At 73.3% G+C, this 24,508-nt stretch carries 22 protein-coding genes and 2 pseudogenes; 10 read left to right on the plus strand and 14 right to left on the minus strand.

Annotated features, from left to right (window positions below):
* The 4 genes and pseudogenes from J5O08_RS06600 to J5O08_RS06615 all read right to left on the minus strand — a co-directional run.
* Positions 1-1,163 (minus strand): annotated as a pseudogene (locus J5O08_RS06600) (hypothetical protein); the annotation flags it as partial.
* A 143-nt stretch (positions 1,164-1,306) separates the two neighbouring features.
* Complete coding sequence (gene murJ, locus J5O08_RS06605) at positions 1,307-3,037, minus strand: murein biosynthesis integral membrane protein MurJ (protein ID WP_218706084.1); 1,731 nt, start codon at positions 3,035-3,037, stop codon at positions 1,307-1,309.
* Positions 3,034-5,358: a DUF6049 family protein gene (locus tag J5O08_RS06610; protein WP_218706085.1), complete on the minus strand. Its 2,325-nt coding sequence runs from the start codon at positions 5,356-5,358 to the stop codon at positions 3,034-3,036. Before J5O08_RS06610 ends, murJ begins: the two co-directional genes overlap by 4 nt.
* Complete coding sequence (locus J5O08_RS06615; RefSeq protein ID WP_217615978.1) at positions 5,355-5,903, minus strand: NUDIX hydrolase; 549 nt, start codon at positions 5,901-5,903, stop codon at positions 5,355-5,357. Before J5O08_RS06615 ends, J5O08_RS06610 begins: the two co-directional genes overlap by 4 nt.
* A 242-nt stretch (positions 5,904-6,145) precedes the next feature.
* On the opposite strand from J5O08_RS06615, the gene J5O08_RS06620 reads away from it, so the two are divergent.
* Entirely contained in the window at positions 6,146-7,594 is a 1,449-nt protein-coding gene (locus J5O08_RS06620; protein WP_255589420.1) for a CCA tRNA nucleotidyltransferase, read from the plus strand.
* A 12-nt stretch (positions 7,595-7,606) separates the two neighbouring features.
* Here J5O08_RS06620 and J5O08_RS06625 read toward each other — a convergent pair whose 3' ends face one another.
* Positions 7,607-8,902 (minus strand): MFS transporter, encoded by a 1,296-nt coding sequence (locus J5O08_RS06625; protein WP_218706086.1) that lies wholly within the window; start codon positions 8,900-8,902, stop codon positions 7,607-7,609.
* A gap of 59 nt (positions 8,903-8,961) precedes the next feature.
* On the opposite strand from J5O08_RS06625, the gene J5O08_RS06630 reads away from it, so the two are divergent.
* Positions 8,962-9,438 (plus strand): hypothetical protein, encoded by a 477-nt coding sequence (locus J5O08_RS06630; protein ID WP_218706088.1) that lies wholly within the window; start codon positions 8,962-8,964, stop codon positions 9,436-9,438.
* A gap of 204 nt (positions 9,439-9,642) precedes the next feature.
* Here J5O08_RS06630 and J5O08_RS06635 read toward each other — a convergent pair whose 3' ends face one another.
* A complete protein-coding gene (locus J5O08_RS06635) occupies positions 9,643-10,737 on the minus strand; it encodes an inositol-3-phosphate synthase (protein ID WP_218706089.1) in 1,095 nt (364 codons plus the stop codon).
* Positions 10,734-11,390: a PadR family transcriptional regulator gene (locus tag J5O08_RS06640; protein WP_217615975.1), complete on the minus strand. Its 657-nt coding sequence runs from the start codon at positions 11,388-11,390 to the stop codon at positions 10,734-10,736. Before J5O08_RS06640 ends, J5O08_RS06635 begins: the two co-directional genes overlap by 4 nt.
* A 342-nt stretch (positions 11,391-11,732) precedes the next feature.
* On the opposite strand from J5O08_RS06640, the gene J5O08_RS06645 reads away from it, so the two are divergent.
* The 6 genes from J5O08_RS06645 to J5O08_RS06670 all read left to right on the plus strand — a co-directional run bounded on the left by J5O08_RS06645 (position 11,733) and on the right by J5O08_RS06670 (position 16,407).
* Entirely contained in the window at positions 11,733-14,090 is a 2,358-nt protein-coding gene (locus J5O08_RS06645; protein WP_218706090.1) for a transglycosylase domain-containing protein, read from the plus strand.
* A gap of 191 nt (positions 14,091-14,281) precedes the next feature.
* Entirely contained in the window at positions 14,282-14,575 is a 294-nt protein-coding gene (rpsF, locus tag J5O08_RS06650) for a 30S ribosomal protein S6 (protein WP_218706091.1), read from the plus strand.
* Between the two features lie 69 nt (positions 14,576-14,644).
* On the plus strand, positions 14,645-15,184 hold the full coding sequence (locus tag J5O08_RS06655; protein WP_147795063.1) for a single-stranded DNA-binding protein: 540 nt from the start codon (positions 14,645-14,647) through the stop codon (positions 15,182-15,184).
* 113 nt (positions 15,185-15,297) lie between these two features.
* Positions 15,298-15,534 (plus strand): 30S ribosomal protein S18, encoded by a 237-nt coding sequence (rpsR, locus tag J5O08_RS06660; RefSeq protein WP_013772910.1) that lies wholly within the window; start codon positions 15,298-15,300, stop codon positions 15,532-15,534.
* A 14-nt stretch (positions 15,535-15,548) separates the two neighbouring features.
* A complete protein-coding gene (gene rplI / locus J5O08_RS06665) occupies positions 15,549-15,998 on the plus strand; it encodes a 50S ribosomal protein L9 (RefSeq protein WP_147795062.1) in 450 nt (149 codons plus the stop codon).
* A 133-nt stretch (positions 15,999-16,131) separates the two neighbouring features.
* The gene (locus tag J5O08_RS06670; protein WP_218706092.1) at positions 16,132-16,407 is read left to right on the plus strand and encodes a hypothetical protein; all 276 of its coding nucleotides are present in this window, start codon (positions 16,132-16,134) and stop codon (positions 16,405-16,407) included.
* Between the two features lie 37 nt (positions 16,408-16,444).
* Here the strand turns inward: J5O08_RS06670 and J5O08_RS06675 are convergent, their stop codons facing one another.
* Together J5O08_RS06675 and arsM are read right to left on the minus strand one after the other, a co-directional pair.
* Positions 16,445-16,876 (minus strand): arsenate reductase ArsC, encoded by a 432-nt coding sequence (locus J5O08_RS06675; protein ID WP_218706093.1) that lies wholly within the window; start codon positions 16,874-16,876, stop codon positions 16,445-16,447.
* Positions 16,873-17,658 (minus strand): arsenite methyltransferase, encoded by a 786-nt coding sequence (gene arsM, locus J5O08_RS06680; RefSeq protein ID WP_218706094.1) that lies wholly within the window; start codon positions 17,656-17,658, stop codon positions 16,873-16,875. Before arsM ends, J5O08_RS06675 begins: the two co-directional genes overlap by 4 nt.
* Before the next feature lie 100 nt (positions 17,659-17,758).
* Here arsM and J5O08_RS06685 point away from each other — a divergent pair, with 100 nt between their 5' ends.
* Positions 17,759-18,124: a metalloregulator ArsR/SmtB family transcription factor gene (locus tag J5O08_RS06685; RefSeq protein ID WP_218706095.1), complete on the plus strand. Its 366-nt coding sequence runs from the start codon at positions 17,759-17,761 to the stop codon at positions 18,122-18,124.
* A gap of 24 nt (positions 18,125-18,148) precedes the next feature.
* On the opposite strand, the gene J5O08_RS06690 is transcribed toward J5O08_RS06685, so the two are convergent.
* Positions 18,149-19,465, minus strand: a complete 1,317-nt coding sequence (locus J5O08_RS06690) for an MATE family efflux transporter (protein WP_308281432.1) — start codon at positions 19,463-19,465, stop codon at positions 18,149-18,151.
* A 341-nt stretch (positions 19,466-19,806) separates the two neighbouring features.
* On the opposite strand from J5O08_RS06690, the gene dnaB reads away from it, so the two are divergent.
* The gene (gene dnaB, locus J5O08_RS06695; protein WP_218706097.1) at positions 19,807-21,177 is read left to right on the plus strand and encodes a replicative DNA helicase; all 1,371 of its coding nucleotides are present in this window, start codon (positions 19,807-19,809) and stop codon (positions 21,175-21,177) included.
* Between the two features lie 431 nt (positions 21,178-21,608).
* Here the strand turns inward: dnaB and J5O08_RS06700 are convergent, their stop codons facing one another.
* From J5O08_RS06700 to J5O08_RS06710, 4 genes and pseudogenes are all read right to left on the minus strand, one after another.
* Positions 21,609-21,941: a hypothetical protein gene (locus J5O08_RS06700; RefSeq protein WP_218706099.1), complete on the minus strand. Its 333-nt coding sequence runs from the start codon at positions 21,939-21,941 to the stop codon at positions 21,609-21,611.
* A gap of 114 nt (positions 21,942-22,055) precedes the next feature.
* Positions 22,056-22,436: pseudogene (locus tag J5O08_RS21845) on the minus strand (hypothetical protein); the annotation flags it as partial.
* An 86-nt stretch (positions 22,437-22,522) separates the two neighbouring features.
* Entirely contained in the window at positions 22,523-22,948 is a 426-nt protein-coding gene (locus tag J5O08_RS06705; RefSeq protein ID WP_218706100.1) for a hypothetical protein, read from the minus strand.
* Positions 22,948-24,465, minus strand: a complete 1,518-nt coding sequence (locus tag J5O08_RS06710) for a hypothetical protein (RefSeq protein ID WP_218706101.1) — start codon at positions 24,463-24,465, stop codon at positions 22,948-22,950. The genes J5O08_RS06705 and J5O08_RS06710 overlap by 1 nt, the downstream gene beginning before the upstream one ends.
* Between the last annotated feature and the right edge of the window lie 43 nt (positions 24,466-24,508).

Consider the following 24,508-nt stretch of genomic DNA (forward strand, 5'->3'; position numbering starts at 1 on the left):
TCCCCGACGGCACCCGCGCCGGCCCCGGCAGTCGCACCCGTACCAGCGGCGGCACCCGCACCGGCCGCGGCGCCCGCGCCGGCCGCGCCGGCAGTCGCCGCCCCGCCCTGCGCCGGGGTCGTCGTGTCGTCCGCTGCGCGCTTCTGGTCGTCGGTCATCGGGCTGCTTCCCGTCGGAGGTGCGGTGGTGGTGCCGGAGCCGGTCCCGGTCGCGGCGGCCGCCGCGGCGGGCGGCTGCCCCGGGAGGGCGGGCCAGCGCCCGGCGTCGGCGGCACGGAAGATCTCGTCGGCGCGGACGGCGCGCCAGGGCTCGAGCTCGCGGACGAGCTCGCCGGGGCTGTGCGGCCCGTCGTCGTGCGGCCCGAGCGTGACGGCGCAGAGCGTGTCGAGGTCGGCGGGCACGCTCGGGACCAGGTCGACGGGCGGGAGCGGCGCGCCGTCGTGCTCGGGCGCGAGCGGCAGGCCGGCGTCCAGCTCGACGGCCTCGCGCGCGGGCGCGGTGCCGGCGGCGGACCACTCGGCGAAGCTCGGCAGGGATCCGGTCCCCGTGGCGGACACGGCGGGCCACCGACCGGTGAGGGCGGCGTAGAGCACGCGCACCAGGCCGACCGCGTCGGAGCGGCTCATCGCGTGCGCGGTGCCGCCGGACGCGCCGACCAGCTCCCCGTCGACCGCGAGGCCCTCGAGGACGACGCGACCGCCCGCCGTCAGCACGACGGCGTCGGGGCGGAGCGCGAGGTGGTGCACGCCGCGGCGGCGCGCGGCCTCGAGCGCGGCGGCGACCTCGCCCACGACGGCGCGGGCCTGGTCCGCCGGGAGGGGGGCCCGGCCGGCGAGCGACGCGAGGCTGCGGCCGTCGACGGCGGCGGTCACCACGTACCCGGTGCCCTCGGCCTGGCCGACGTCGAGGATTCGGGCGAGGCGGGGCTCGACGACGAGCGCGGCGCGGCGAGCGGCGTCCAGCACCGCCGCGGTCCGTGCGCCGGACACGAGCGTCACGGTCACGGGCCGCGCGAGGATCTGGTCGGTCGCGGTCCAGCGCTCGGCGGACGGCAGGTCGGTGGGGCGGCGCTCGTCCAGCCGGTACCGACCGGCGACGGTGCCGCCGAGCCGGCCGAGCGCGGGGGCGTCGGGGCGTCCGGGGTCGCCGGGGCGGGCCTGCACCACTCGTCCTCCGTCCGGTCGTCGGTGTGCGTCGAGCCCGGCCGGGTGGGGCCGAGGCTCCCCGTCATGCTAGACGGGCGGGCGGGTCCCGCGTCCGATGCGCGGCCGCCCGCGCACCGTCCCGTGGGGGTGCGCCCGACGGCTCACGCGCGCCCGAGCCGCCGCAGCACCGGGGCGGCGAGCGACCGCAGCTCGCGCACGCGCAGCAGGAGCAGGACGCCGACGTACACGGCCGACATGACCGCGGCGCCGAGCACGCAGGCCAGCACGGCGCGGCCCCAGGTGTCGACCGGGCCGAGCAGGGCGAGCAGCCCGAGGCCGGCGCCCGCGGCGAGCACCGCGCCGACCCCCGCCTTGAGGTGGAGCGCCAGCACCCGCCGCCCGTCGAACCCGCCGAGCCGCCGGTGCACGGACACGAGCGCGACGGCCGCGCCGACCGCGTAGGACACGGCCATCGAGAGGCAGGCGGCCGCGACCCAGTACCGGTCGTCGAGGGTGGCCCGCCCGAGCTCGGTGCCGCCGACGACCACGACCGCCATCAGCACCTGCACCGGCACCATCGACCGGGCGTCCTCGTAGGCGTAGTACACGCGCTGGCACAGCGACCAGACGCCGAACGCCACCAGGCCGAGGACGAGCGCCACCACCGTCGTCGCGAGCGCGTGCACCTCGCCGTCCGGCGACTCCGGGAACAGCGCCCGGCCGAGCGGGAACGCGAGGACCGCGATGCCCGTGGTGGCGAGCACGGTGAACACCCCGACCGTGCGCAGGCCCAGGGACAGGTCCGACCGGACCGCCGCGGTGTCGCCGGCCGCGGCGCGGCCCGACAGCCGGGTGAACAGCGCGGTCGCGAGCGACACGGTCACCAGCGAGTGCGGCAGCATGAAGATGAGGAAGGCCCGGTCGTAGACCGCGTTGCCCGCCGCGCCCTCCGTCGCCACGGAGCTCGCGACGACGCTGATCCGCCAGACGCCGACCTGCCCGATCAGCAGCCCGAGGAACGTCCAGGTGGCGACCCGCCCGGCGCTGCCCAGGCCGGACCCGCGCAGACCCCACCGGGGCCGGTACCGGAAACCGCTGCGGTACAGCGGGACGAGGAGCACCAGCGCCTGCACGACGATGCCCAGGGTCGCGGCGCCGCCGAGCAGCGCGGTCTGGCCGGCGGTCCAGGACCCGGCGTCGGCGCCGTCGCTGTTCCGCCCGAACGCCTGCGCGAGCACGAGCAGCCCGGCGATGAACACGACGTTGTTCACGACCGGCGCCCACATGTACGGCCCGAAGGAGCCCCGCGCGTTGAGCACCTGACCCAGCAGCGAGTAGAGCCCGTAGAAGAACACCTGCGGGATGCACCAGAACGCGAGCGCGGTCGCGACGCGGGTGACCTCGGGGTCCGGGAACGAGGAGTAGAAAGCCACGAAGAGGGGAGCGGCCGCCGTGAGCACGACCGTGAGCCCGCCGAGGAGCACGATGCCGACGGTGAGCAGGCGGTCGACGTACTGCTGCCCGTCGGCGCGCTGGTACGCGCGGACGACCTGCGGGACCAGCACCGCGTTGAGCACGCCGCCGGCGATCAGCAGGTACAGCGTGTTCGGGAGCTTGTTCGCGACCGAGAACGCGTTCGCGATGTGCCCGGTGACGCCGATGGCCCAGCCGAGCAGGGCGGTGTTGACGACGCCCAGCACCCGGGACGCCGCGGTGCCCGACGCCATGATGAGCGAGGACCGGCCGAGGCCCGGCGTGCGGACGGCGGTCCCGGCGGGGGCGCCGGTCCCGGCCGGGGCGCCGGTCCCGGCGTCCGTGCCGCCGCCGGCCGTCGCGCCGGCCGCGGTGCCGTCCGGGTCACCGGCGGCAGGTCCGGTGGCGGGGGAGGTCATGGCTGGTCCTGTCGGTCGGGGGGCGCGTCCGCGGAGCGGTCGGCGGGGGTGTGCTCGGGCGCCGGCGCCGGTGCCGGTGCCGGTGCCGCGCCGCCCGGCGGCGGCGTCGCGTCCCGGACCACCCGGGCCCCGCGCCGCGAGGTCTGGCCGCGGCGCACGGTGCGCCAGATGCCGAAGGCCAGCACCAGGGCGAGCAGCACGCCGACGACGATGCCGCCGACGCTCTCGATGGTCGGCGCGACCCGCGCGGAGAACTGCTGCGGCGTCGCGAGCTGGCGACCCGTCTCGGACACCAGCGACACGTCGACCGTCACGTCGCAGTTGGCGCTGGCGCGCAGCGTCATCGTCACGGTGGTGTCGGCGTTCGGCGCGACCTCGGTGACAGGCGACCGCGCGGTGTCCAGGCAGGCCTTCTGCGGGCGCAGCTCGACCCGGACGCGCGCCGGCTGGTCCAGCTCGTTGCTCACCGCGACGCTGATCTGCGCGGAGCTGGAGATCACGGTGAACTGCTCGTTGAGCAGCACGTCGAGCCCGGACTGCCGCTGCTGCGACTCGGCGATGGCGTCGTTGATCGCGGCCGCCCGGCCGTCGGGGTCGTCGCGCCACGCGACCGCCAGCGGGGCCACGAGGTCGGCGTCCAGGCCGCGGAGCAGCGCGGCCGGGTCGGGGACGACCGCCGCGAACTCGCCCGCGGAGCGCCACTGCGCGGCCAGCGCGTTCACCCAGGCGGGGGTGAGCTCGGTGTCGGTGCGCTGCGACTCGGGCAGTGCGGCGCGCTCGGCGTCGTCCCCGTCCGCGCGGCCCGCGGCGTGCGCGGTGAGCATCTCGGCGACCGTGGCCGTCTCGACCCACGGCGCGGACCCCAGCGCGGCGAGCTGCGCCTGGGTGATCGCGGTCGAGGGCTGCCAGTCCCGCGGCGTCGTCGCGAGGACGTAGGTGCTTCGGGCGTCGTCGGACCGGGCCAGCACGGCGGTCTCCGCGAGCACGCGCTGCGCGGCGGTCGCGGGGGTGACGCCGGGCTGGGACGTCGCGGGGTCGGACAGCAGGTCGGACAGGGTGGGGTCCGGGACCAGGGCCGTCACGGAGCCACCGGCGGTGTCGACGGTGGTGGGTGAGCTCGGGGCCTCGGAGCCGCGCGCGGGCATCGCGTCGGGGCCGACGACGAGGGGGGTGCCCGGGTCGGACTGCGCCGCGCGGGCCGCCGTGACCTGGTCCGGCACGTCGTCCGCGGCCCAGAGGACCGGGTCGGCGTCGGCCCACAGGTCGGCCCCGGACGTCGACGCGACGCCGCGGGCGAGGGCCAGCAGGTCGGCGGTGCCGTCGGCCGCGCCCGCGTGGGCCACCGCGGCGAGGTCGGGGTCCGCCCACGGCAGCCGCAGGACCTCGCGTTCCTCGGCCGCGCCGGTCAGCGCCGTGAGCCAGGCCTGGTCCGCCCGGGTGCCGGCCGCGGCGCCGTCGACGAGCGCCGGGTCCACCGCCCAGGACACGAACGGGTGGTCGGCCGTGGCCTGCAGCAGCTTGCTGAGCCGGCCGCCCGCGGCGGTGAGGGCGGTGAGGCGGTCGTCGGTGCCCGCCGCGTCGTCGCCCTGCTCGGTGGCGTCGTCGGCGGACGCGGACGGCGACGGGCTCGGGGCGGCGCCCGCGGTGTCGCCGGCCGCGTCGTCGCCGGAGTCGTCCGTCGCGTCGTCCACCGACGGGTCCGTCGCGGGCCCGACCACGGCGGACAGCACGCCGACGTGCGCGCTGGGCAGCTCGTCCGCCGAGTCCCACAGCAGGTAGCTGCGGTCCAGCCCGACGCGGCTGCGTCCGTCGCCGACGTCGAGCGTGAGCCCGCGCGGTCCCCAGGCGTCCTCGGTGCGGAGCAGGCCGATGTCCGCGGCGGGCACGGTCACCTGCACGGTCGTGGTGGCCCCGGGCTCGAGCGGGGCCTCCAGCGCGGTCGTGGCGGCGACGTCGCCGATCGGGCTGGAGTCCCCGGCGTCGGCCCAGGCGGAGACCTGCTCGCGCGTGGACATCCGGTAGCGGTAGATGCGCACCGACGCGCGGGGCTGCTCGACGACCTCGTCCCCGTCGTTGCGCAGCGTGGCGGTCACCGTGAGGTCCTCGCCGGGCTCGAGCACCTGGGGCGCGACGGCCGTGATCGCGACGGACACGGGCAGGTCGTCCGTCGAGGGGGCGGCGGGGGCCGGCAGGCTGGCCGCGCCCGCGGCGGGGACCGCGGCCGACCCGAGCGCGGGCGCGCCGGACAGCGCGACCACGCAGGCGGCCAGGACCGCCGCCGTGACCGCTCGTGCGCGCCCCGCCGTGCCGCGCAGCCTCATGCCTCGCCGACGAGGACCACGTGCGCGGCCTCGGCCAGTCGTCGCTCGTTGGGGTAGGCCAGGCGCCCGGGCAGGTCCACCACCGGTACCCACGCCACGTCCTCCGCCTCGCCGTCCGGATCGCCCTCGACCGTCAGCTCGCCGCCGACCGCACCGAGGAGGTAGTGGTGCACCATCTTGTGCACGCGGCGGTCGTCCCCGGTGAACCAGTAGTCGATGACGCCGAGCCGGCGCACGATCCGGCCGACGATGCCGGTCTCCTCGGCGATCTCGCGGACCGCGGCCTGCTCCGGCGTCTCCTCGCCCTCGAGGTGCCCCTTGGGCAGGCACCACTCCAGCCGGCCCGCCCGGTTGCGGCGCGCGATCACGGCGGCGACGTGCAGGCCGGCGTCGAGGCGCACGACCAGCCCGCCCGCGGAGGTCTCCTCGACGACGGGCAGGTGCGGGTGCCGCGTGCGCGTCGACCGGGGGTCGATCCGCAGCGCGTGACCGCCCGGCGGCGCGGGGACGCCCTGCGGGGGCAGGGCGCGCGCGTGCTCAGGCATGCAGGCCACTGTAACGACTCCGTCACGGCCGCCGGACGGACTCGGCGTGGAGGACCTGTGCGCGCCGACCGGCGGCGGAGCGTCCCGGGACCTCGGCGTCGGCGGGTGGCGGCCCGGATCTGGCAGGCTTGGGCGTCGTGCCGTCCGACGACCTGACCCCCCGCACCGCGCCCGACCCCACCCCGGCCGCGGGGACCGGTGCCGCCCCGGCGGGCGCGGGCTCCGCCGTCGACGCCGACGCGCTGCTCGCGCTGCAGAAGCGCGCGCTCGGCGTGATCGCGGGCCTCGCGCCGGCGGCGCTGGAGCTCGGCGACCTCTTCCAGGCGGCGGGGCACGAGCTCGCCCTGGTGGGCGGCCCGGTGCGGGACGCGTTCCTCGGCCGGCCGAGCGCGGATCTCGACTTCACGACGTCCGCCACCCCCGACGAGACCGAGCGGATCCTCGCGGCGTGGGGCGACGCCCACTGGGACATCGGGCGGGCGTTCGGCACCATCGGCGCGCGGCGGCACGGGCGCCGCGGCGCCCAGGACGTGGTGGTCGAGGTGACGACCTACCGCACCGACGCGTACGACCCGTCCTCGCGGAAGCCGGAGGTCGCGTTCGGGGACTCGCTCGAGGGCGACCTGTCCCGCCGCGACTTCACCGTGAACTCCATGGCGATCCGGCTGCCGAAGCTCACCTTCGTCGACCCGTTCGACGGCCTGCGCGACCTGGCGCGCGGCGTGCTGCGCACCCCCGTCGACCCCCGGCAGTCCTTCGACGACGACCCGCTGCGCATGCTGCGGGCCGCGCGGTTCGCCGCGCAGCTCGGGTTCCACGTGGAACCGGCGACGCTCGCGGCCGCGACGGACATGGCGGACCGGCTCGCGATCGTGTCCGCGGAGCGGGTCCGTGACGAGCTGGTCAAGCTGCTGATGTCCCGCCAGCCGCGACCCGGCCTGCGCGTCCTCGTCGACACCGGCCTCGCGGAGCACGTGCTCCCGGAGCTGCCGGCCCTGCGGCTCGAGATCGACGAGCACCACCGGCACAAGGACGTCTACGAGCACTCGCTCACCGTGCTCGACAAGGCGATCGCGCTGGAGACCGGTCCCGACGGCCCGGTGCCCGGTCCGGACCTCGTGCTGCGCCTCGCCGCGCTGCTGCACGACATCGGCAAGCCTGCGACCCGCCGGTTCGAGTCCGGCGGCGGCGTCTCGTTCCACCACCACGAGGTCGTCGGCGCCAAGCTGGTCGCGAAGCGGCTCCGCGCGCTGCACTTCGACAAGGCGACGGTGCAGGCCGTCGCGCGCCTCACCGAGCTGCACCTGCGGTTCCACGGCTACGGCGAGGGCGCCTGGACGGACTCGGCGGTGCGGCGCTACGTCACGGACGCCGGCCCGCTGCTGGAGCGGCTGCACCGGCTGACCCGGTCGGACTGCACCACGCGGAACGTCCGCAAGGCGCGCCGGCTCTCCGAGGCCTACGACGACCTCGAGGAGCGGATCGCCCGGCTGGCCGAGGAGGAGGAGCTCGCCGCGATCCGCCCGGACCTCGACGGCACCCAGATCATGGCGGTGCTCGGCATCGGGCCCGGCCGCGAGGTCGGCGAGGCGTACAAGCACCTGCTCGAGCTGCGCATGGAGCACGGCCCGCTGGGGGAGGAGCGCGCCCGCGCCGAGCTCGAGTCGTGGTGGGCTGCCCGCCAGGCCTGACCGGGCGGGGGGTCAGGCCGTGACCGGGACCTCGGCGGGCTCCGTGGCGCGGGTGCGGTAGACCACGGCCGTCGCGAGGTAGGCGACCGCGATCAGCGCGAACACCCCGCGGGACCAGCCGGTGTCCGGCAGCGCGACCGCGGCCAGCGCCGCTGCACCCACGAACGCCGCGTTGTAGAGGACGTCGTACAGCGCGAACGCCCGCCCGCGGAACGCGTCCGCGGTGTCCCGTTGCACGATCGTGTCGACGGCGATCTTGGCCCCCTGCGCCGCGAGGCCGAGCACGAACGAGCCGGCCAGCACCGCTGGGTAGGCCACCGTGATCGCGAGCAGCACCTGCGTGGCGGCCGCCAGGACCAGGCAGATCGAGATCCAGCCCTGCGGGCCGACGAGCGGCGACACGATCGGCGTCGCGACGATCGCCAGCGCGAAGCCGATCCCGGTCACCGCGGCCACCGTGCTGAAGGTGACCAGCCCGGCGCGGGCGTCGGCGGGGTCGGACAGCAGGTTGCGCGAGATGAGCAGGCTCGCGATGAACACCGCGCCGTAGAGGAACCGGTGCACCGCCATGACGCCGAGCGCCCGCGCCGGCGTGCCCCGGCGCACGAGGTAGCGGGCGCCGCCGACGAGACCGCGGGCCAGCGTGCCGAGCGCACGGCGGACGTCGGACGCGTCGGCCCGGGCGTCCGGCCCCAGCAGGTCCTTGCCGAGCCGGGTCGCCACGAGCGAGGCGGTCGTCATCAGCACGGCGGCCGCGACCAGCGATGCCACGTCGCGGGTGGTGCCCGACGGCAGGACGAGCCCGAGCAGGAACCCGATGCCCCAGCCGACGCCCGACGACACCGTGCCCAGCGTCGGGGTGATCGAGTTGGCGGTGAGCAGCAGCGGGCCCGCGACGACCCGCGGCTGGGACGCCGACAGCGCCGACAGCAGGAACCGGTTGACCGAGAGCGTGACGAGCGCCAGCACGTACACCGCGGGCCCGACGCCGGCCGTCGCCATCACCAGCGCCGTCAGCAGCGTGAGACCGGTGCGCACCAGGTTGCCGACCAGCAGCACCTGCCGACGGCGCCAGCGGTCGAGCAGCACGCCTGCCCACGGCCCGACCACGGTGAACGGCAGCAGCAGGACCGCGAACGCCGCGGCGACGCCCGTCGCGGTCGTCGCGTTCTCGGGGGAGAAGAAGAACAGCGTCGCCAGCCCCGCCTGAAACAGGCCGTCGGAGCACTGGCTGACCAGGCGGACCGTGAGCAGCCGCCGGAAGTCCACCAGGGGCCAGAGCTGCTTCAGATCGGAGACCACCTGCACCGGCACAGGCTATCCGGGCCGCCGCCTAGACTCGGCGGACCCCGGACCCGAGGAGACGCATGACCACCGAGCCGCAGGACGCGCCCGCGCTGCCCGAGGGCTGGCACCTCATCCCGCCGCAGACGCTCGGCACGCCCGGCATCGCGTTCGCCGCCGCGCACGAGACCCCCGACGCGGGCTTCACGGCCAACGTCACCGTCGGCGTGCAGCGTTCCGCCGACCCCGGCCTGGCCCTCGAGCTGGGCGCCGAGGCGGTCGCCGCGATCGAGGCCACCGAGCAGGACGTCGCACTGGCCCGCCGCGAGCAGACCGGCGACTTCGTCGTCGCGCAGCAGGTGCACTTCACGACGACGGTCGACGGCGTCGCGGTGCCGATGACGCAGGTGCAGGAGTTCGTCGCCGTCCCCGGCGCCGACGGTGGGCCCGCGACCGTGTGGACCGTGTCGGCGACCGCGACCCGCGCGCAGGCCGAGGCGCTCGCGGACGGGCTCGCGGAGCTGCTCGACCAGCTGCGGGCGGAGATCGCGGGGGGCTGAGGCACGCGAAGGGCCCGGCACCGTGTGGTGCCGGGCCCTTCGTCGTGGTCGCCCGGGAAGCAGCGCGCCGATCTCCTGGTCGCGCTGATCCTGCGCTCCGCTACGGGTGGATCAGCGCTCGATCTCGCGGTCGCGCTGATCCTGCGTTCCGCTACGGGCGGGTCACTCGCTGCGCTCGCGACCCACCCTCCGCTGCACTTCGGATCAGCGCTCGATCTCGCCGCGGATGAACTTCTCCACGAGCTCCCGGCCGTGCTGGTCCTCGTGCTGGACCGGCGGGGACTTCATGAAGTAGGTCGACGCCGACAGGATCGGGCCGCCGATGCCGCGGTCCAGCGCGATCTTCGCGGCGCGGACGGCGTCGATGATGATGCCGGCGGAGTTCGGGGAGTCCCAGACCTCGAGCTTGTACTCGAGGTTCAGGGGCACCTCGCCGAACGCGCGACCCTCAAGGCGGACGTACGCCCACTTGCGGTCGTCGAGCCAGGCGACGTAGTCCGACGGGCCGATGTGGACGTTGCGGTCGTCCTTCTTGCCGGCCAGCGGGCCGTCCTCGAGGTTCGAGGTGACGGCCTGCGTCTTCGAGATCTTCTTGGACTCCAGGCGCTCGCGCTCGAGCATGTTCTTGAAGTCCATGTTGCCGCCGACGTTCAGCTGGTACGTGCGGTCCAGGATGACGCCGCGGTCCTCGAACAGACGGGCCAGCACGCGGTGCGTGATGGTCGCGCCGACCTGGGACTTGATGTCGTCGCCGACGATCGGCACGCCGGCCGCCTCGAACTTCGCCGCCCACTCCGGGTCGGAGGCGATGAACACCGGCAGCGCGTTGACGAAGGCCACGCCCGCGTCGATCGCGGCCTGCGCGTAGAACTTGTCGGCCTCCTCGGAGCCCACCGGCAGGTAGGAGACGAGGACGTCGACCTTCGCGCCCTTGAGGGCCTGGACGACGTCGACCGGCTCCGCGTCCGACTCCTCGATCGTCTGCGCGTAGTACTTGCCGACGCCGTCGAGGGTCGGGCCGCGCTGGACGGTCACGCCGAGCGGCGGGACGTCGGCGATCTTGATGGTGTTGTTCTCCGACGCGACGATCGCCTCGGACAGGTCGAAGCCGACCTTCTTGGCGTCGACGTCGAACGCCAGCACGAACTCCAGGTCGGAGACGTGGTAGTCGCCGAACTGCACGTGCATGAGGCCGGGCACCTTGGTGCTCGGGTCGGCGTCGGCGTAGTAGTGCACGCCCTGGACAAGCGACGAGGCGCAGTTGCCCACGCCCGCGATCGCAACGCGGATGGCGGTCATCCTCGCTCCTTCTGAGGGGTTGGTGCCGCGACGATGGAGTCATCCTCGACAGCGTTCGTGCGGGCGTCGGCCGGCCGGCCGACGCCGCGGGGACGGGCGCCGCGGTTGCTGCGCTCGTGGTCGATGAGGTCGTCGAGCCAGCGGACCTCGCGCTCGACCTGCTCGAGCCCGTGGCGCTGCAGCTCGAGGGTGTACTCGTCCATGCGGACGCGGGTGCGGGACACGGAGTCCTTGATCAGCTCCAGGCGCTCCGTCATCCGGGTGCGCCGGCCCTCGAGGATCCGCAGCCGGGTCTCGGCGTCGGTCTGCCCGAAGAACGCGAACCGGAACCCGAAGTTCTCGTCCTCCCACGCGGCGGGGCCGGAGGAGGCCAGCACGTGCTGGAACTGCTCCTTGCCCTCGGCCGTGAGCTGGTAGACGATCCGGGCCCGCTTGCCGGCCAGCCCGTGGGCCGGGGCCTGCTGCGGGTCGGAGCCCGCGATGAGGCCGCGCGCCACCAGCGACTTGAGGGCCGGGTACAGCGACCCGTAGGACAGCGCGCGGAACGAGCCCAGCAGGAGGTTGAGCCGCTTGCGCAGCTCGTACCCGTGCATCGGGGAGTCGTGCAGCAGCCCGAGGATGGCCGACTCGAGCACGTCGGAACGTCCGCGCACCGTGGCCTCCCTTCTCGCTGTCCGCGCACCGATGTATCGAACTGATACATCGGGGAGGGTAGGACGAAGCGGGTGATCCGGGCAACACCTCGGGTCCATCCGGCGTGGCGGGGCGGTGGACGGCGGTTCGGCACGCAGGTCACGTGCCCGGCGGGCGCGCGGCTGCCAAGATGCTCATCGGGCCGGGAAGCCGGGCGGGGGGCCTCGTGGCGATCGTGTGCAGGTCGCCGGGAGGGGTCGTCCGCCCGCGGGCGGCGCGCGACCGCTCACGCATACTGATCCGGGCCCGGGCGGCTCCCTGCCGCCGGCCCTCCCCCCAGCAGTCCACAGGAAGGCAGTGCCGTGGCAGGCTCGAACCGACGGTCCGCGGCGTCCGCCGCACGCGGTACCGCCGCGTCCGGCGGACGGCGGCGGATCATCGACTACCCCCGGCGGGGCTACCGCGGTCTGCACCGCTGGCTGCCCTCGTGGCGGTTCGTCGTCGGGTCCGTCATCGGCTTCGTCTTCCTGTGCCTCGGGCTCGGGGTCGCGGCCTACGCGCTCACCGACGTGCCGGCGCCGGACGAGTTCGTCGAGGCGCAGAAGTCGACCGTGCTCTACGCCGACGGCTCGCCGATGGGCACCTTCCCCGGCCCGAACCGCACCATCGTCGAGTACGAGTCCCTGCCCGAGTTCATGGGCCAGGCCGTGGTGTCGGCCGAGGACCGCACGTTCTTCGAGAACCAGGGCATCTCCATCACGGGCATGGCCCGCGCGTTCATCAACAACGTCCGCGGCGGTGCGACGCAGGGCGGGTCGACCCTCACCCAGCAGTACGTGGAGCGGTACTACGTCGGCCAGACCACGACGGGCTACGTCGGCAAGGCCAAGGAGGCGCTGCTCGCGATCAAGATCGCGCAGTCGGAGACCAAGGAGCAGATCCTCGGGCGCTACCTCAACACGATCTACTTCGGCCGGGACGCGTACGGCGTCGAGGCCGCGTCGCAGGCGTACTTCGGCCACCCGTCGGCGGACCTCACGGTGTCCGAGGCGGCGCTCCTGGCCGGCGTCATCCCGTCTCCGAACAACTGGGACCCCGCCGTCAGCCCGGAGAAGGCGCAGCAGCGCTGGGAGTACGTCCTCGACGGGATGGTCCGCGACGGCTACCTCACGCAGGCCGACCGGGACGCGCAGACGTTCCCCGCCATCGCCGAGTACCAGCGCAACGAGACCTACGGCGGCACGACCGGCTACCTGCTGCAGTACGTGAAGCGCGAGCTCACGGCGACCGGGTCGATCACCGACGAGATGATCAGCTCGGGCGGCCTGACGATCACGACGACGATCGACCCCGCGGTGCAGGGGAACGCGGTGGCCGCCGTGCAGAGCATGCGGGACGGCGGCCTCTCCGACGGCGAGCTCCCGTCCGCCGCGCTCAAGGTCGGCCTGGTCTCGATCGACCCGGCGACGGGCGGCATCGTCTCGCTGTACGGCGGTTCCGACTTCCTCGCCGACCAGATCGACCGCGCGAGCCGCGACGCCATCCAGGGTGGCTCGACGTTCAAGCCGTTCACGCTGATCGCGGCCCTCGAGAACGGGATCCCGCTGAGCAAGCGGTACTCGGGCGTGTCCCCGCAGGAGTTTGGCGACTGGAAGGTCAACAACTTCAGCGGCCAGGACTTCGGCAACATCGACCTGGTCAAGGCGACCGAGCAGTCCGTGAACACGGTCTACGCCCAGGTCAACCTCGAGGTCGGCCCCGAGAAGACCGCCGACGTCGCGACGAGGGCCGGCGTGACCACGCCGGTGTCGTCCGTCAACTCGAACGTGCTCGGCGCCGACGCGGTGCGACCGATCGACATGGCGTCCGCCTACGCGACCATCGCGGCGCAGGGGGTGTACCACAAGCCGTTCATGGTGGCGCAGGCCGTCTACCCCGACGGGGACGTCGCCTACGCGGGGCAGACCCAGCCGGTGCAGACGTTCGACGCCGGCGTCATGGCCGACACGACCTATGCGATGACCCAGGTGGTCCAGAAGGGCTCCGCGGAGAAGTACGTCAGCCCGCTGGACCGGCCGATCGCCGGCAAGACGGGCACCTCCCAGGAGAACAAGTCGGCGTGGTTCGTCGGCTTCACCCCGCAGATCGTCACCGCCGTCGGGCTCAGCCAGGTCGGCGAGAACGGCAAGGACCAGGTCACGATCACGCCGTGGGGCGGGGTCAAGGAGGTCACCGGCGGCACGTACCCGTCCGAGCTCTGGGCCGCCTACATGAAGCCGGTCTTCGAGCTGCCGCAGTACGCCGCTGTGGTCGACTTCCCCAAGCGGGCGAACGTCAACGGCGCCGCCGTGCCGACCTCCGAGCCGACGACGTCCGCGCCCGTCGAGACCCAGGCGCCCGAGCCGGAGCAGCCGACGACCGTCGCGGTGCCGTCAGGCCTCACCGGGCAGCTGTCCGGCGACGCGCAGGCCGCGCTCCAGAACGCCGGGCTCGTGCCCTCCGTCGCGGAGGAGTTCAACGCGGCGGCGGCCGGCACGGTCCTGGGCGTCAGCCCGGGGGAGGGGTCGCAGGTGGCCCCGGGGTCGACCGTCACCCTGCGGGTGTCCAAGGGCCCCCAGCCGCAGCCGCAGCCGACGCAGCAGCCGACCGGCCAGCCCGGCAACAACGGGCAGGCCGGGAACAACGGCCAGGCCGGCGGCAACGCCGGCACCGGCGGCTGACCGCCGCGGCGCCACCACGACCCACGCCGTCCACCCGGACGGGCGGCCCCGAGGGGTCGCGTGACCGGGTAGACTGGTGTGCTGCTGTGCCCGACCGACCGTCGCCATCGATGGACGGGCGCGGGGCAGCGACGCAACGACACCCTCCTGCCACGGAACGACCGTGGCCGCCGAGACCAGAGGAGGTGGGTATGAGCCTGCGTCAGTACGAGATCATGATGATCCTCGACCCCAGCATCGACGAGCGCACCGTCGCCCCGTCGCTCGACAAGTACCTGTCGGTCGTCAAGACCGACGGTGGCTCCGTCGACAACGTGGACATCTGGGGCCGTCGCCGCCTGGCGTACGACATCAAGAAGAAGTCCGAGGGCATCTACGCCGTCGTCGACTTCTCCTCGACGTCGGACACCGCCAAGGAGCTGGACCGTCAGCTGGGCCTGAACGAGGTCGTCCTGCGCACGAAGGTCCTCCGCAAGGAGTCCTGACGCGTCAGACCGCGCGCGTACCGTGCGGGACACCCCTTCGACGAGCATCGACGAGAACGAGGAGCTGGCATGGCTGGTGACACCACCATCACGGTGATCGGGAACCTGACCGCCGACCCGGAGCTGCGGTTCACGCCGTCCGGCGCCGCGGTCGCGAACTTCACCGTGGCGTCCACGCCGCGCACGTTCGACCGCCAGAGCAACGAGTGGAAGGACGGCGACACGCTGTTCCTCCGCTGCTCGATCTGGCGGGAGGCGGCGGAGAACGTCGCCGAGTCGCTCACCAAGGGCACCCGCGTGATCGTCAGCGGCCGGCTCGTCCAGCGGTCCTACGAGACCCGCGAGGGCGAGAAGCGCACCGTCTACGAGCTGCAGGTCGACGAGGTCGGCCCCTCGCTCCGCTACGCCTCGGCCAAGGTCACCCGGACCCAGCGGTCCGGTGGTGGCGGCGGCGGGTTCGGCGGCGGTGGTGGCGGCGGCTTCAACGGCGGTGGCGGCGGCGGTGGCGGGTTCAACGGCGGCGGCCAGTCCGCGCAGCAGGACGACCCGTGGGCCACGCCCGCGGGCGGCGGCGGCGCGGGTGGCTACTCCGACGAGCCCCCGTTCTGATCGAGCACCGCTGACCGCCAGGTCGGCACCGGCGCCGCGCGCGCCATCACGAACATCCCATCCCGGGGCATGGCAACGCCCCGGGCTCCGTACGTAGAACAAGGAGCACCACGATGGCCAAGGCCGTTGTCCGGAAGCCCAAGAAGAAGCAGAACCCGCTCAAGGCGGCGAAGATCGAGTCGGTCGACTACAAGGACACCGCCCTGCTGCGGAAGTTCATCTCCGACCGCGGGAAGATCCGCGCCCGCCGCGTGACCGGCGTGTCCGTCCAGGAGCAGCGCGCGATCGCGCGGGCCGTGAAGAACGCCCGCGAGATGGCGCTCCTGCCGTACTCGTCGTCGGCTCGCTGAGAAGGAGCAACAAGATGGCCAAGCTCATCCTGACCCACGAGGTCACGGGCCTCGGCGCTCCCGGCGACGTCGTCGACGTCAAGGACGGGTACGCCCGCAACTACCTCGTCCCGCGTGGTCTCGCGACCGCGTGGAGCAAGGGCGCGGAGAAGGAGATCACGGCGATCCGCCGTGCTCGCAAGACCCGCGAGATCGCGACCCTCGACGAGGCGCGCGCCGTGCGCGACTCGCTCCAGGGCAACCCGGTCACCGTGGCGGCGAAGTCCGGCGACGCCGGCCGCCTCTTCGGTGCGGTCACGACCGCCGAGATCGCCGACGCGGTCAAGGCCGCCGGCGGCCCGTCGATCGACCGCCGCAAGATCGAGGTCGCGCAGCCGATCAAGGCGACCGGCGAGTACGCGGTGCAGGTCCGCCTGCACCCGGAGGTCTCCGCGAAGCTGACCGTCAAGGTCGTCGCGGCCTGACGCCACGCGCCAGCGCGTACCGCGCCCCCGTCCCGGTCCCCGGGGCGGGGGCGCGGTCGTTCCCGGGGGTCGCAGGAGGATCTCCGTCCCGCGGCGGAGGCGACCCGGGGCGCGTGCCGCCTACCGTCGAGGCATGGCCGATCAGCCCGAGCCCTCGAGCCCGCCGCAGCCGGAGCCCGCGTCCGACGACGCGCAGGCCCGGCTCGCCTACCTGCCCATCGGGCTCGTGTTCCTCGTGCTCGGGTTCTCCGGTCTCTTCAACGACACCCTGCGGTACGGCGCGATCGCGTTCCTGCCGGTCGGGTTCGTCTTCCTGGTCCTGGCGCTGCAGGGGCGGTCGGGCGACGACGCCGAGCACGGTGACGCCGGTCAGGGCGCGAGCGACGCGGACCGCCCGCCGGCCGGCTGACGACGCCGGCGCCGCCGCCGCGAGATCGGCCCCCGGGTCAGACCCGCGCGAGCGGCCCTGCCTGGGGGACGGCCAGCGACGCCAGGAGCGCCTCGACGCGCCCGCGGATCTCGTCCCGCACGCCGCGCACCATCGCGAGGTCCTGGCCGGCCGGGTCCTCGAGCACCCAGTCCTCGTACCGCGTCCCGGGGTAGTACGGGCACGCGTCGCCGCAGCCCATCGTCACCACGACGTCGGACGCCTGCACGGCCTCTGGCGTGAGGACCTTGGGCTGCTCGGTCGTCAGGTCGATCCCGAGCTCGGCCATCGCGTCGACGGCCACCGGGTTGACCCGGTCAGCAGGCGCGGACCCGGCGGAGCGCACCTCGACGGCTCCGCCCGACAGCGACGTGAGCAGGCCCGCGGCCATCTGCGAGCGCCCGGCGTTGTGCACGCACACGAACAGGACGCTGGGGCGGTGGTCGGTCATCGGCTCTCCTCGGTCGTCGGCGCGGCGGCCGGCTTGGTGGCGCGCACGAGGGCGCCGTGCATGCCGTCGGCGACGGCGTGGGTCAGGGTCACGTCGGCCTCCACGAACCCGGCCGCCGCCAGGAGCGCGAGGTACTCGCCCTGGGAGAGTGCGCCCGCGATGCAGCCGACGTACGAGCCCCGCTCGGCTCGCTGGTCGGGCGTGAGCCGGTCCTCCGCCACGACGTCGGAGATGCCGAGGCGGCCACCCGGTGCGAGCACGCGGAACGCCTCGGCCAGCACCCGCGGCTTGTCGGGCGACAGGTTGACGACGCAGTTCGAGATCACGACGTCGACCGAGGCGTCCGGGAGCGGGAGGTCCTCGATGGTGCCGCGGTGGAACGCCACGTTGGTCGCGCCGGCGCGCGCGGCGTTGTCCCGGGCGAGCGCGAGCATCTCGTCCGTCATGTCCACCCCGTGGGCGAACCCGGTCGGGCCGACGCGCCGCGCGGACAGGAGCACGTCGATGCCGCCCCCGGACCCGAGGTCGAGCACGCGCTCGCCCGGGCGCAGGTCGGCGACCGCCACGGGGTTGCCGCAGCCGAGCGAGGCGAGCTGCGCCTCGACCGGGATGCCCGTCAGCGCCGTCGCGTCGTAGAAGGTGGCGCCGAACCGGGTCTCCACGGCGTCCGTGCCGCAGGCCCCGCCCCAGCAGTCCTGGGCGGGGGTCGCGGTCGCCGCGCGGGTGACCGACGTGGCGGCCTCCGCGTACCGGCGGCGGACCTCGTCGCGCACGTCGTCCATCGCCGTCTCCTCGCATCGAAGGTTGTCGATGCGATCGTGACGCGCGCCGCGGCCCCTGTCAACCATCGACAGTCGTCGATGTCTACGGCACGATGGGGCGATGGCCTCCGCGACGCCCACCCTCCTGCCGCTCGCCTCCGACGGCTGCTGCACCGCGGGCGGCGCACCCGCGCTCGACGACGTCGGCGCGCACGACCTCGCGCGCCGGCTGAAGGCGCTCGCCGACCCCACCCGGCTCCGGCTGCTGTCGATCATCGCCGCGCACGACGGGGGAGAGGCGTGCGTGTGCGATCTCACCGAGCCCGTCGGGCTCTCCCAGCCGACCGTCTCGCACCACCTGAAGCAACTCGTGGACGCGGGCCTGGTGACCCGGGACAAGCGCGGGGTCTGGGCCTACTACGCGCTCCGCCCGGGTGCGCTGGGCGAGGTCACGGACGCGCTCGCGGCGGCGGTCCCGGGACGCTGACCCGGAGCGAGCCACCCGGGCACCTCAGGCCCCGGTGACCATCCACGTGTCCCGCCGCGCCCGCAGCCCGGTCGTCACGGCCCGCGCGAGCATGAACACCCCCGCGAACGCCGCCCAGAGCCACGCCAGCCCGGCCCAGCCGTCCGGCGCCCAGGCCCGCACCGCCAGGGCGAACGGCACGTAGACCGCGAGCGTCACCATCCCGGCCGCGGCGAGGAACCGGCCGTCGCCGGCCCCGATGAGGACGCCGTCCAGTACGAACACCCAGCCGGCCATGGGCATGAGGACCGCCGCGACCGCCAGGCTCAGGGTCACCGCGTGCCGCACGTCCGGGTCCGAGGTGAACAGGGCCGACAGCCACCAGCCCAGCCCGCCGGTCAGCACGCCGAGCACCACGCCCGCGCCGACGCCCCAGGCCAGCGTCCGGCGCAGCAGCGCGCGCACCAGCCCCGTGTCGCCGGCGCCGAGCGCGTGGCCGATGAGCGCCTGCGCGGCGATCGCGAGCGCGTCCAGGGCGAACGCCACGAAGCCCCAGATCGCGTTGACGACCTGGTGCCCCGCCAGGGCGACAGGGCCGAGGCCCGTGGCCACCCACACGGTCAGCAGGATCGCCGCGCGCAGCGACAGGGTCCGCAGCAGCAGCGGGGTGCCGGTGCGGACGCCGGCGAGGATGCCACCGGGCGCCGGCCGCAGCGAGGACCCGGCCGCCCGCGCGCCCCGGACCACGACCACGACGAGCGCGACGCCCATCGCGACCTGCGTGGCGGCGGTGCCGGCGCCCGAACCGGCGATGCCGAGGTGCAGGCCGTAGACGAGCGCGACGTTGAGCACCGCGTTCACCGCCGCGCCGACCCCGGCCACGACCAGGGGCGTCTTCGTGTCCTGCAGGCCGCGTAGCGCCCCGGTGGCGGCGAGCACGACGAGCATCCCCGGCAGCCCCGGGGCGGACGCGCGCAGGTAGAGCACGGCCTGGTGCGCGACGTCCCCGGTCGCGCCGAGCGCCCCGACCGCCCAGGGAGCCACCAGCATCGCGACCGCCGCCAGGACCACGCCCAGGCCGGCCGCGAGCCAGAGCCCGTCGACGCCGACCTGCAGCGCGCCGGTGCGGTCGCCCGCGCCGAGCCGCCGGGCGACGACCGCCGTGGTCGCGTACGCGAGGAAGACGCACAGGCCGACGACGGTCACCAGGAGCGTCGAGGCGAGCGACAGCCCGGCGAGCTCGGTCGTCCCCAGGCGTCCGACTATGGCCGAGTCGACCAGCACGAACAACGGCTCGGCCACCAGCGCGCCCAGCGCGGGCACGGCGAGGCCGAGGATCTGGCGGTCGACGGTGGACGGCACCTGTCCGAGGCGTGAAATGGCGGCCAACTTCTTCCCGTCCACATGGGTTCACGGTGTTTGCGCCGGTGAGAACGCCCTGATCACAGGCGTGCCCGGCTTCATCCACACCTGTGTCCACGACCTGTGGACATCTCACGGTGCGTGTCCACAGCCTTCCACAACCCTGTCCCCACCCCCTGTGGACGTCTCGCTCGACGGACCGTCCTCCGGGGTCCTAACCTCGCGTCGGCGCGCGCACCGGACACGGTCGCCCGCCTCCGCCGACGTGTCGGAGGGCGGTGCTAGAACGGGTGTTCGACGGCAGTCGCCGGGGGACGAGCGAAGGTGGGGCGGGCAGCAGCGTGACGATCGAGGAGCTCGAGTACGGGGCCCCCGCGGGGCAGGGCCGGGCGGCGTTCGACCGGACCCCGCCGCAGGACCTCGACGCCGAGCAGAGCGTGCTCGGCGGCATGATGATCTCGAAGGACGCCATCGCGGACGTCGTCGAGGAGATCCGCGGCAGCGACTTCTACCGCCCGGCGCACGAGGCGATCTACGACGCGATCCTGGACCTCTACGGCCGCGGCGAGCCCGCCGACGCCGTCACCGTCGCGGACGAGCTGACCAAGCGCGGCGAGATCGGCCGCGTGGGCGGCGTGCCCTACCTGCACACCCTCATCTCGATGGTGCCGACCGCGGCCAACGCCGGCTACTACGCCCGCATCGTCCGGGAGCGCGCCGTCCTGCGCCGCCTCGTCGAGGCCGGCACCCGCATCGTCCAGCTCGGCTACGCGACCGACGGCGGCGACGTCGAGGAGATCGTCAACAACGCCCAGGCCGAGGTCTACGCGGTCAGCGACCGCCGCACCACCGAGGACTACCACCGCCTCGGCGAGGTCGTCGCCGGCACCCTGGACGAGATCGAGTCCGCCGGGCACCGCGGCGAGGGCATGGTGGGGGTGCCGACCGGCTTCGCCGACCTCGACCGCCTGACCAACGGCCTGCACCCGGGCCAGATGATCGTCATCGCGGCCCGCCCCGCCATCGGCAAGTCGACGCTCGCGCTGGACTTCGCGCGCGCGGCGTCGATCAAGCACCAGCAGGCGTCCGTCGTCTTCTCGCTCGAGATGAGCCGCTCCGAGATCACCATGCGTCTGCTGTCCGCGGAGGGCCGCGTGCCCCTGCAGAAGATGCGCAACGGCTCGATGGGCGACGACGACTGGCAGAAGCTCGCCCAGATCCAGGGCAAGCTCACCGAGGCGCCGCTGTTCATCGACGACTCGCCCAACATGTCGCTCATGGAGATCCGGGCGAAGTGCCGGCGGCTCAAGCAGAAGCACGACCTCAAGCTCGTGATCATCGACTACCTGCAGCTGATGTCGTCCGGCAAGCGCGTCGAGTCGCGCCAGCAGGAGGTCTCGGAGTTCTCCCGTGCGCTCAAGCTGCTCGCCAAGGAGCTCGAGGTCCCGGTCATCGCGCTGTCGCAGCTGAACCGTGGTCCCGAGCAGCGCACGGACAAGAAGCCCGCGATGTCCGACCTGCGTGAGTCCGGCTCCATCGAGCAGGACGCCGACATGGTCATCCTGCTGCACCGCGAGGACGCGTACGAGCGGGAGTCGCCGCGCGCGGGCGAGGCCGACCTGATCGTGGCCAAGCACCGTAACGGCCCGACCGACGTCATCACCGTGGCGTTCCAGGGGCACTACTCGCGGTTCGTGGACATGCAGGCCTAGGTCGGTTGTAGGTTCCGATTGAGTGGTGTGGTTTCCGGCGGGTAATTGTGGCTCCCTTGCGGCGTTCCGGAGACGGTTGTGGCGCTCCGGCCTGGAGCTCCACGGTCGGCGGTCTGTGAGCGCCGCTCAACCGCGACGGGCCCGGGAGCGCGGTGGCCGGACTTGTTTGAGGTGCGCCCTGAGCCAAGCGGCGTGACTGCCGAGGCTGTGGTGGCTTGCTTGCTTCTCGCCGCTCGTCTGTCCCGCCTTGGTGGTGATGTGTCCGCGGGCGGCGTGCGTCTCAAGGAAGCTAGCGAGCGCAGCACCGCTGCGCTCGCATGACGCCCACGGCCACCGTGAAGTAGCGACTGATGTGCGAGCGATCGCGACCCGCGGTGCCGGGAGGTCCTTCCGTAGTGCTTCTGACCCCGAGGAGTGCAGACCTCCGTCTCCTAGCGTCGCCGTCCCGCGTCGAGCACAAGTACGGTTCCGGCGAGCCCGTCTCCACCTTCGATCAAAGACGGATCTCGTTGTTCGTACGCTCTGATCACGTCGGAAGGCGCGTTCTGGGCGGAGTGCGCGCGGTCGATCGGGCCCTCCATCGCTATGTCCTGGTAATCGGGATCAAGGTGGCGGGCACGGTGTGCTTCGTCTTCCAGCACGAAGCGCCGGGCCGCCTCATCGACTGTGTCGTCTTCGCAGGAGCCGCAGACAAGATGATGCCAAGGCCACGCGTCCGCGAGCAGCGAGCGGCGCGGGCGTGGGCCGACGAGGCGCTGGTGCACAACTTCCGCGTGTACGAGTGCGGCGCCCCAGAGAGTGGGGTCGAACGGCCCGTGTGGGCAAGGTCCAGGGGCGACTGCGGGCTGCGTCGCCGTTGGCACTCTGTCGCCGTACAGAACGTAGAAGGGCGTCGCTCGTCGGGATCGAGCGGCGCGAATGAGCACTTCGGCCTGCTGCACCCCATCGACGGACTTCGACACGGGAAACGAGTTCGTCTTCGGAGCCATGCGCTTCGCCTGTACTCGTAGGCCGGCGAATCCTCTGGGACTGCAGAACCACCACTCCCAGTCGGCTCCCGTTGCGCGCTCAGACTGTCCGTCAAAGCGGTGCGCGAGGACTTCACGCGGACGCCGGGTAGCGATTCGGAGCAACGCGGCGTCAGTGAAGGACGTCTCCCATGGCACCAGGCCAACGGGGCGACCGGCTTGGTAGTCGCGAAAGGTAGTCCTGGCGACGGCCCGGAAGGTCTGGCACAGCTGCGGACGAGCCTTACCCATCTGCAGTGGCCCCCTCGGTTGCCCACGAGCGTGTCGTGAGCTCGTGCATGTCCTCACCTGAATCCACGCGCTTGCGCCTTTCGTTCTCAGTGCGCGGTCGCGAGCTCGTCGTGCAGGCGCGCTTGCGTGTCGCCGTGTGGGCCATGCGGGTTGAGCGTGACGTACACGAAGCTCTGCGGCACGGGCAACGATGCGTCCAGCTCCTTGAGCGTCAGGGGGCGCGCGAGCCTGCGCGCGTCCTTCACGAGGATGCCGACCGCGGCCTCGGACCCTCGGTAGTAGGCGCGGTAGCCGGACCGTGCGATGCCAGCGTGACCCTTGTGCCGCTCCCACACGGCCGTTGGGGACGCCACGTCGTACCCGTGGACCTCGAACGCTCCGATGACGCGGCCGACGGGCATCGTCGCGTAGATGAGGACTGTCGTGACGTCCGGTGCCAGGCGTCGCTTGCGGAACTCCACGAGTTTCGTCCCGTTGAGGATCGCCTCGGCGAACTGCGGCTTGATCGACATCACTGCGACGCGGCCAGATGCTGGTGCACCCACGTTCGTCCTCCTCTACGTACTTCGGTGATGCTCTGCGGCGGGCCGTTGAGCACGCCCATGAGCCGCAGGGTCTTGAGTGACACGGGCGGATCGAGCAGCCGGTCCTGTCGGAAGATCACCGCGTGTAGCTCGGCGTGTTCCAGCGCCATGACCCCGAGGTCCATCGGCGTGTACACGGTGCGCCTTCCGACGAACCGCTGGATCGTCCTTGCGTCGCTTGAGACGTGCACATCCTCCACTACGCCTACGACAGTGACCGCCTGCAGGTCTTCCGACCGGTAGAGCAGCAGGGTGTCGCCGGCGCTCACGAGACGTGACCTGGAGCCCGAAACGTACGCCTTGCGCAGCGCGTTTCCGTAGGCGTGACTACCGGTCCACAACCCGAACCCCATCTGGAAGTCGGGGAACAGAGCGTCGTGCCACACCGGGATGACCGGGACGACGAACGCGCGGGCGTCCGGGTGGACGTACGGAGGTCCGTGCATCCGGTGTGCCGCCAAGGGGTCGGTCAGAATCTGGTCAGCCGGCCGGCGGTACTTGACCAGGACCAGCTCCTCGTCGTCACCCTGCGGATGGTTGTGTCGGACGAAGCCGAAGTCTTCGAGCAGTTCGATCAGGCGGTCCTGCTTCGGGAAGGTGGTGACGTACACGGTGTCGTGGCCGCCGTTGTGAATGTGCCCGAACAACGTCTTCAGCAACAGCTCGCCGTACGCGCGCCCGTACGCGTGCGCTGCGACCTTGAAGGTGCAGAGCTTCAGTACCTTGCCGGGGAGCTCCGTGGCACCGGGCAGTTCGTCCTTGACGATCATCAGCGCGCCGTAGCTACCACCGTCGACCTCGATCACCCAGGCCGGCCGGCCAGGTGCGATCCGCACGCCCGCGAACCACGCATCGAACCCGACGTAGTCCTCGCGCAGCGACTCCAGAATCGGGTCGTGCACGTCGAGGTTGTACGTGCGGAGCGGCGTGACGGCGGGCGGAGGGGTACTGGCACGCGGGGAGAGGCGCCGCAGGAATGCGACCGCTTCCACGATGGTGAGGATTCGCTCGCCGAGCCCCGCACGCACGCCCCGGCGCCGGAGTCGGTTGTCCTGGGTGACGAGGAAGTCGACGGCACCGACCCAGACCGCAGACAGCATCTCGAGATCGACGTCGTTGTTCGAGTGCCGTCCGGGTGGCGGGGCGTCTTCGCGGAGCACCGCGAGCAGGTCCGTGGGCGGATTGATCGGGTCGAGGTGCTGGTACTTGCCGGCGAGCGCGTGGTTCGCGCGACGGCGGTCTGGTCGTGCGTCTCGGTCGATGTCGTGGGTGGTGCCGGCGGAGAGATAGAACCGATGATCGCCTTGTTGGGCGAGGCGTACGAGTTCGGCCGCGTCCGGCAGGTCGGCCTGGAACGACGGCGATGTCGGCTCGAGGGCGATGAATGCGTTCGTGTCCAGGAGGAGCGCGAAGCGCGAGGCAGAGACCTCGTCCGTGCCGCTCATAGCCGCAGCATCGTGCCGGACGTCGCCGTGATGACACCCGACA

The sequence above is a fragment of the Cellulomonas sp. PS-H5 genome (assembly GCF_019265565.1).
GTDB lineage: Bacteria > Actinomycetota > Actinomycetes > Actinomycetales > Cellulomonadaceae > Cellulomonas.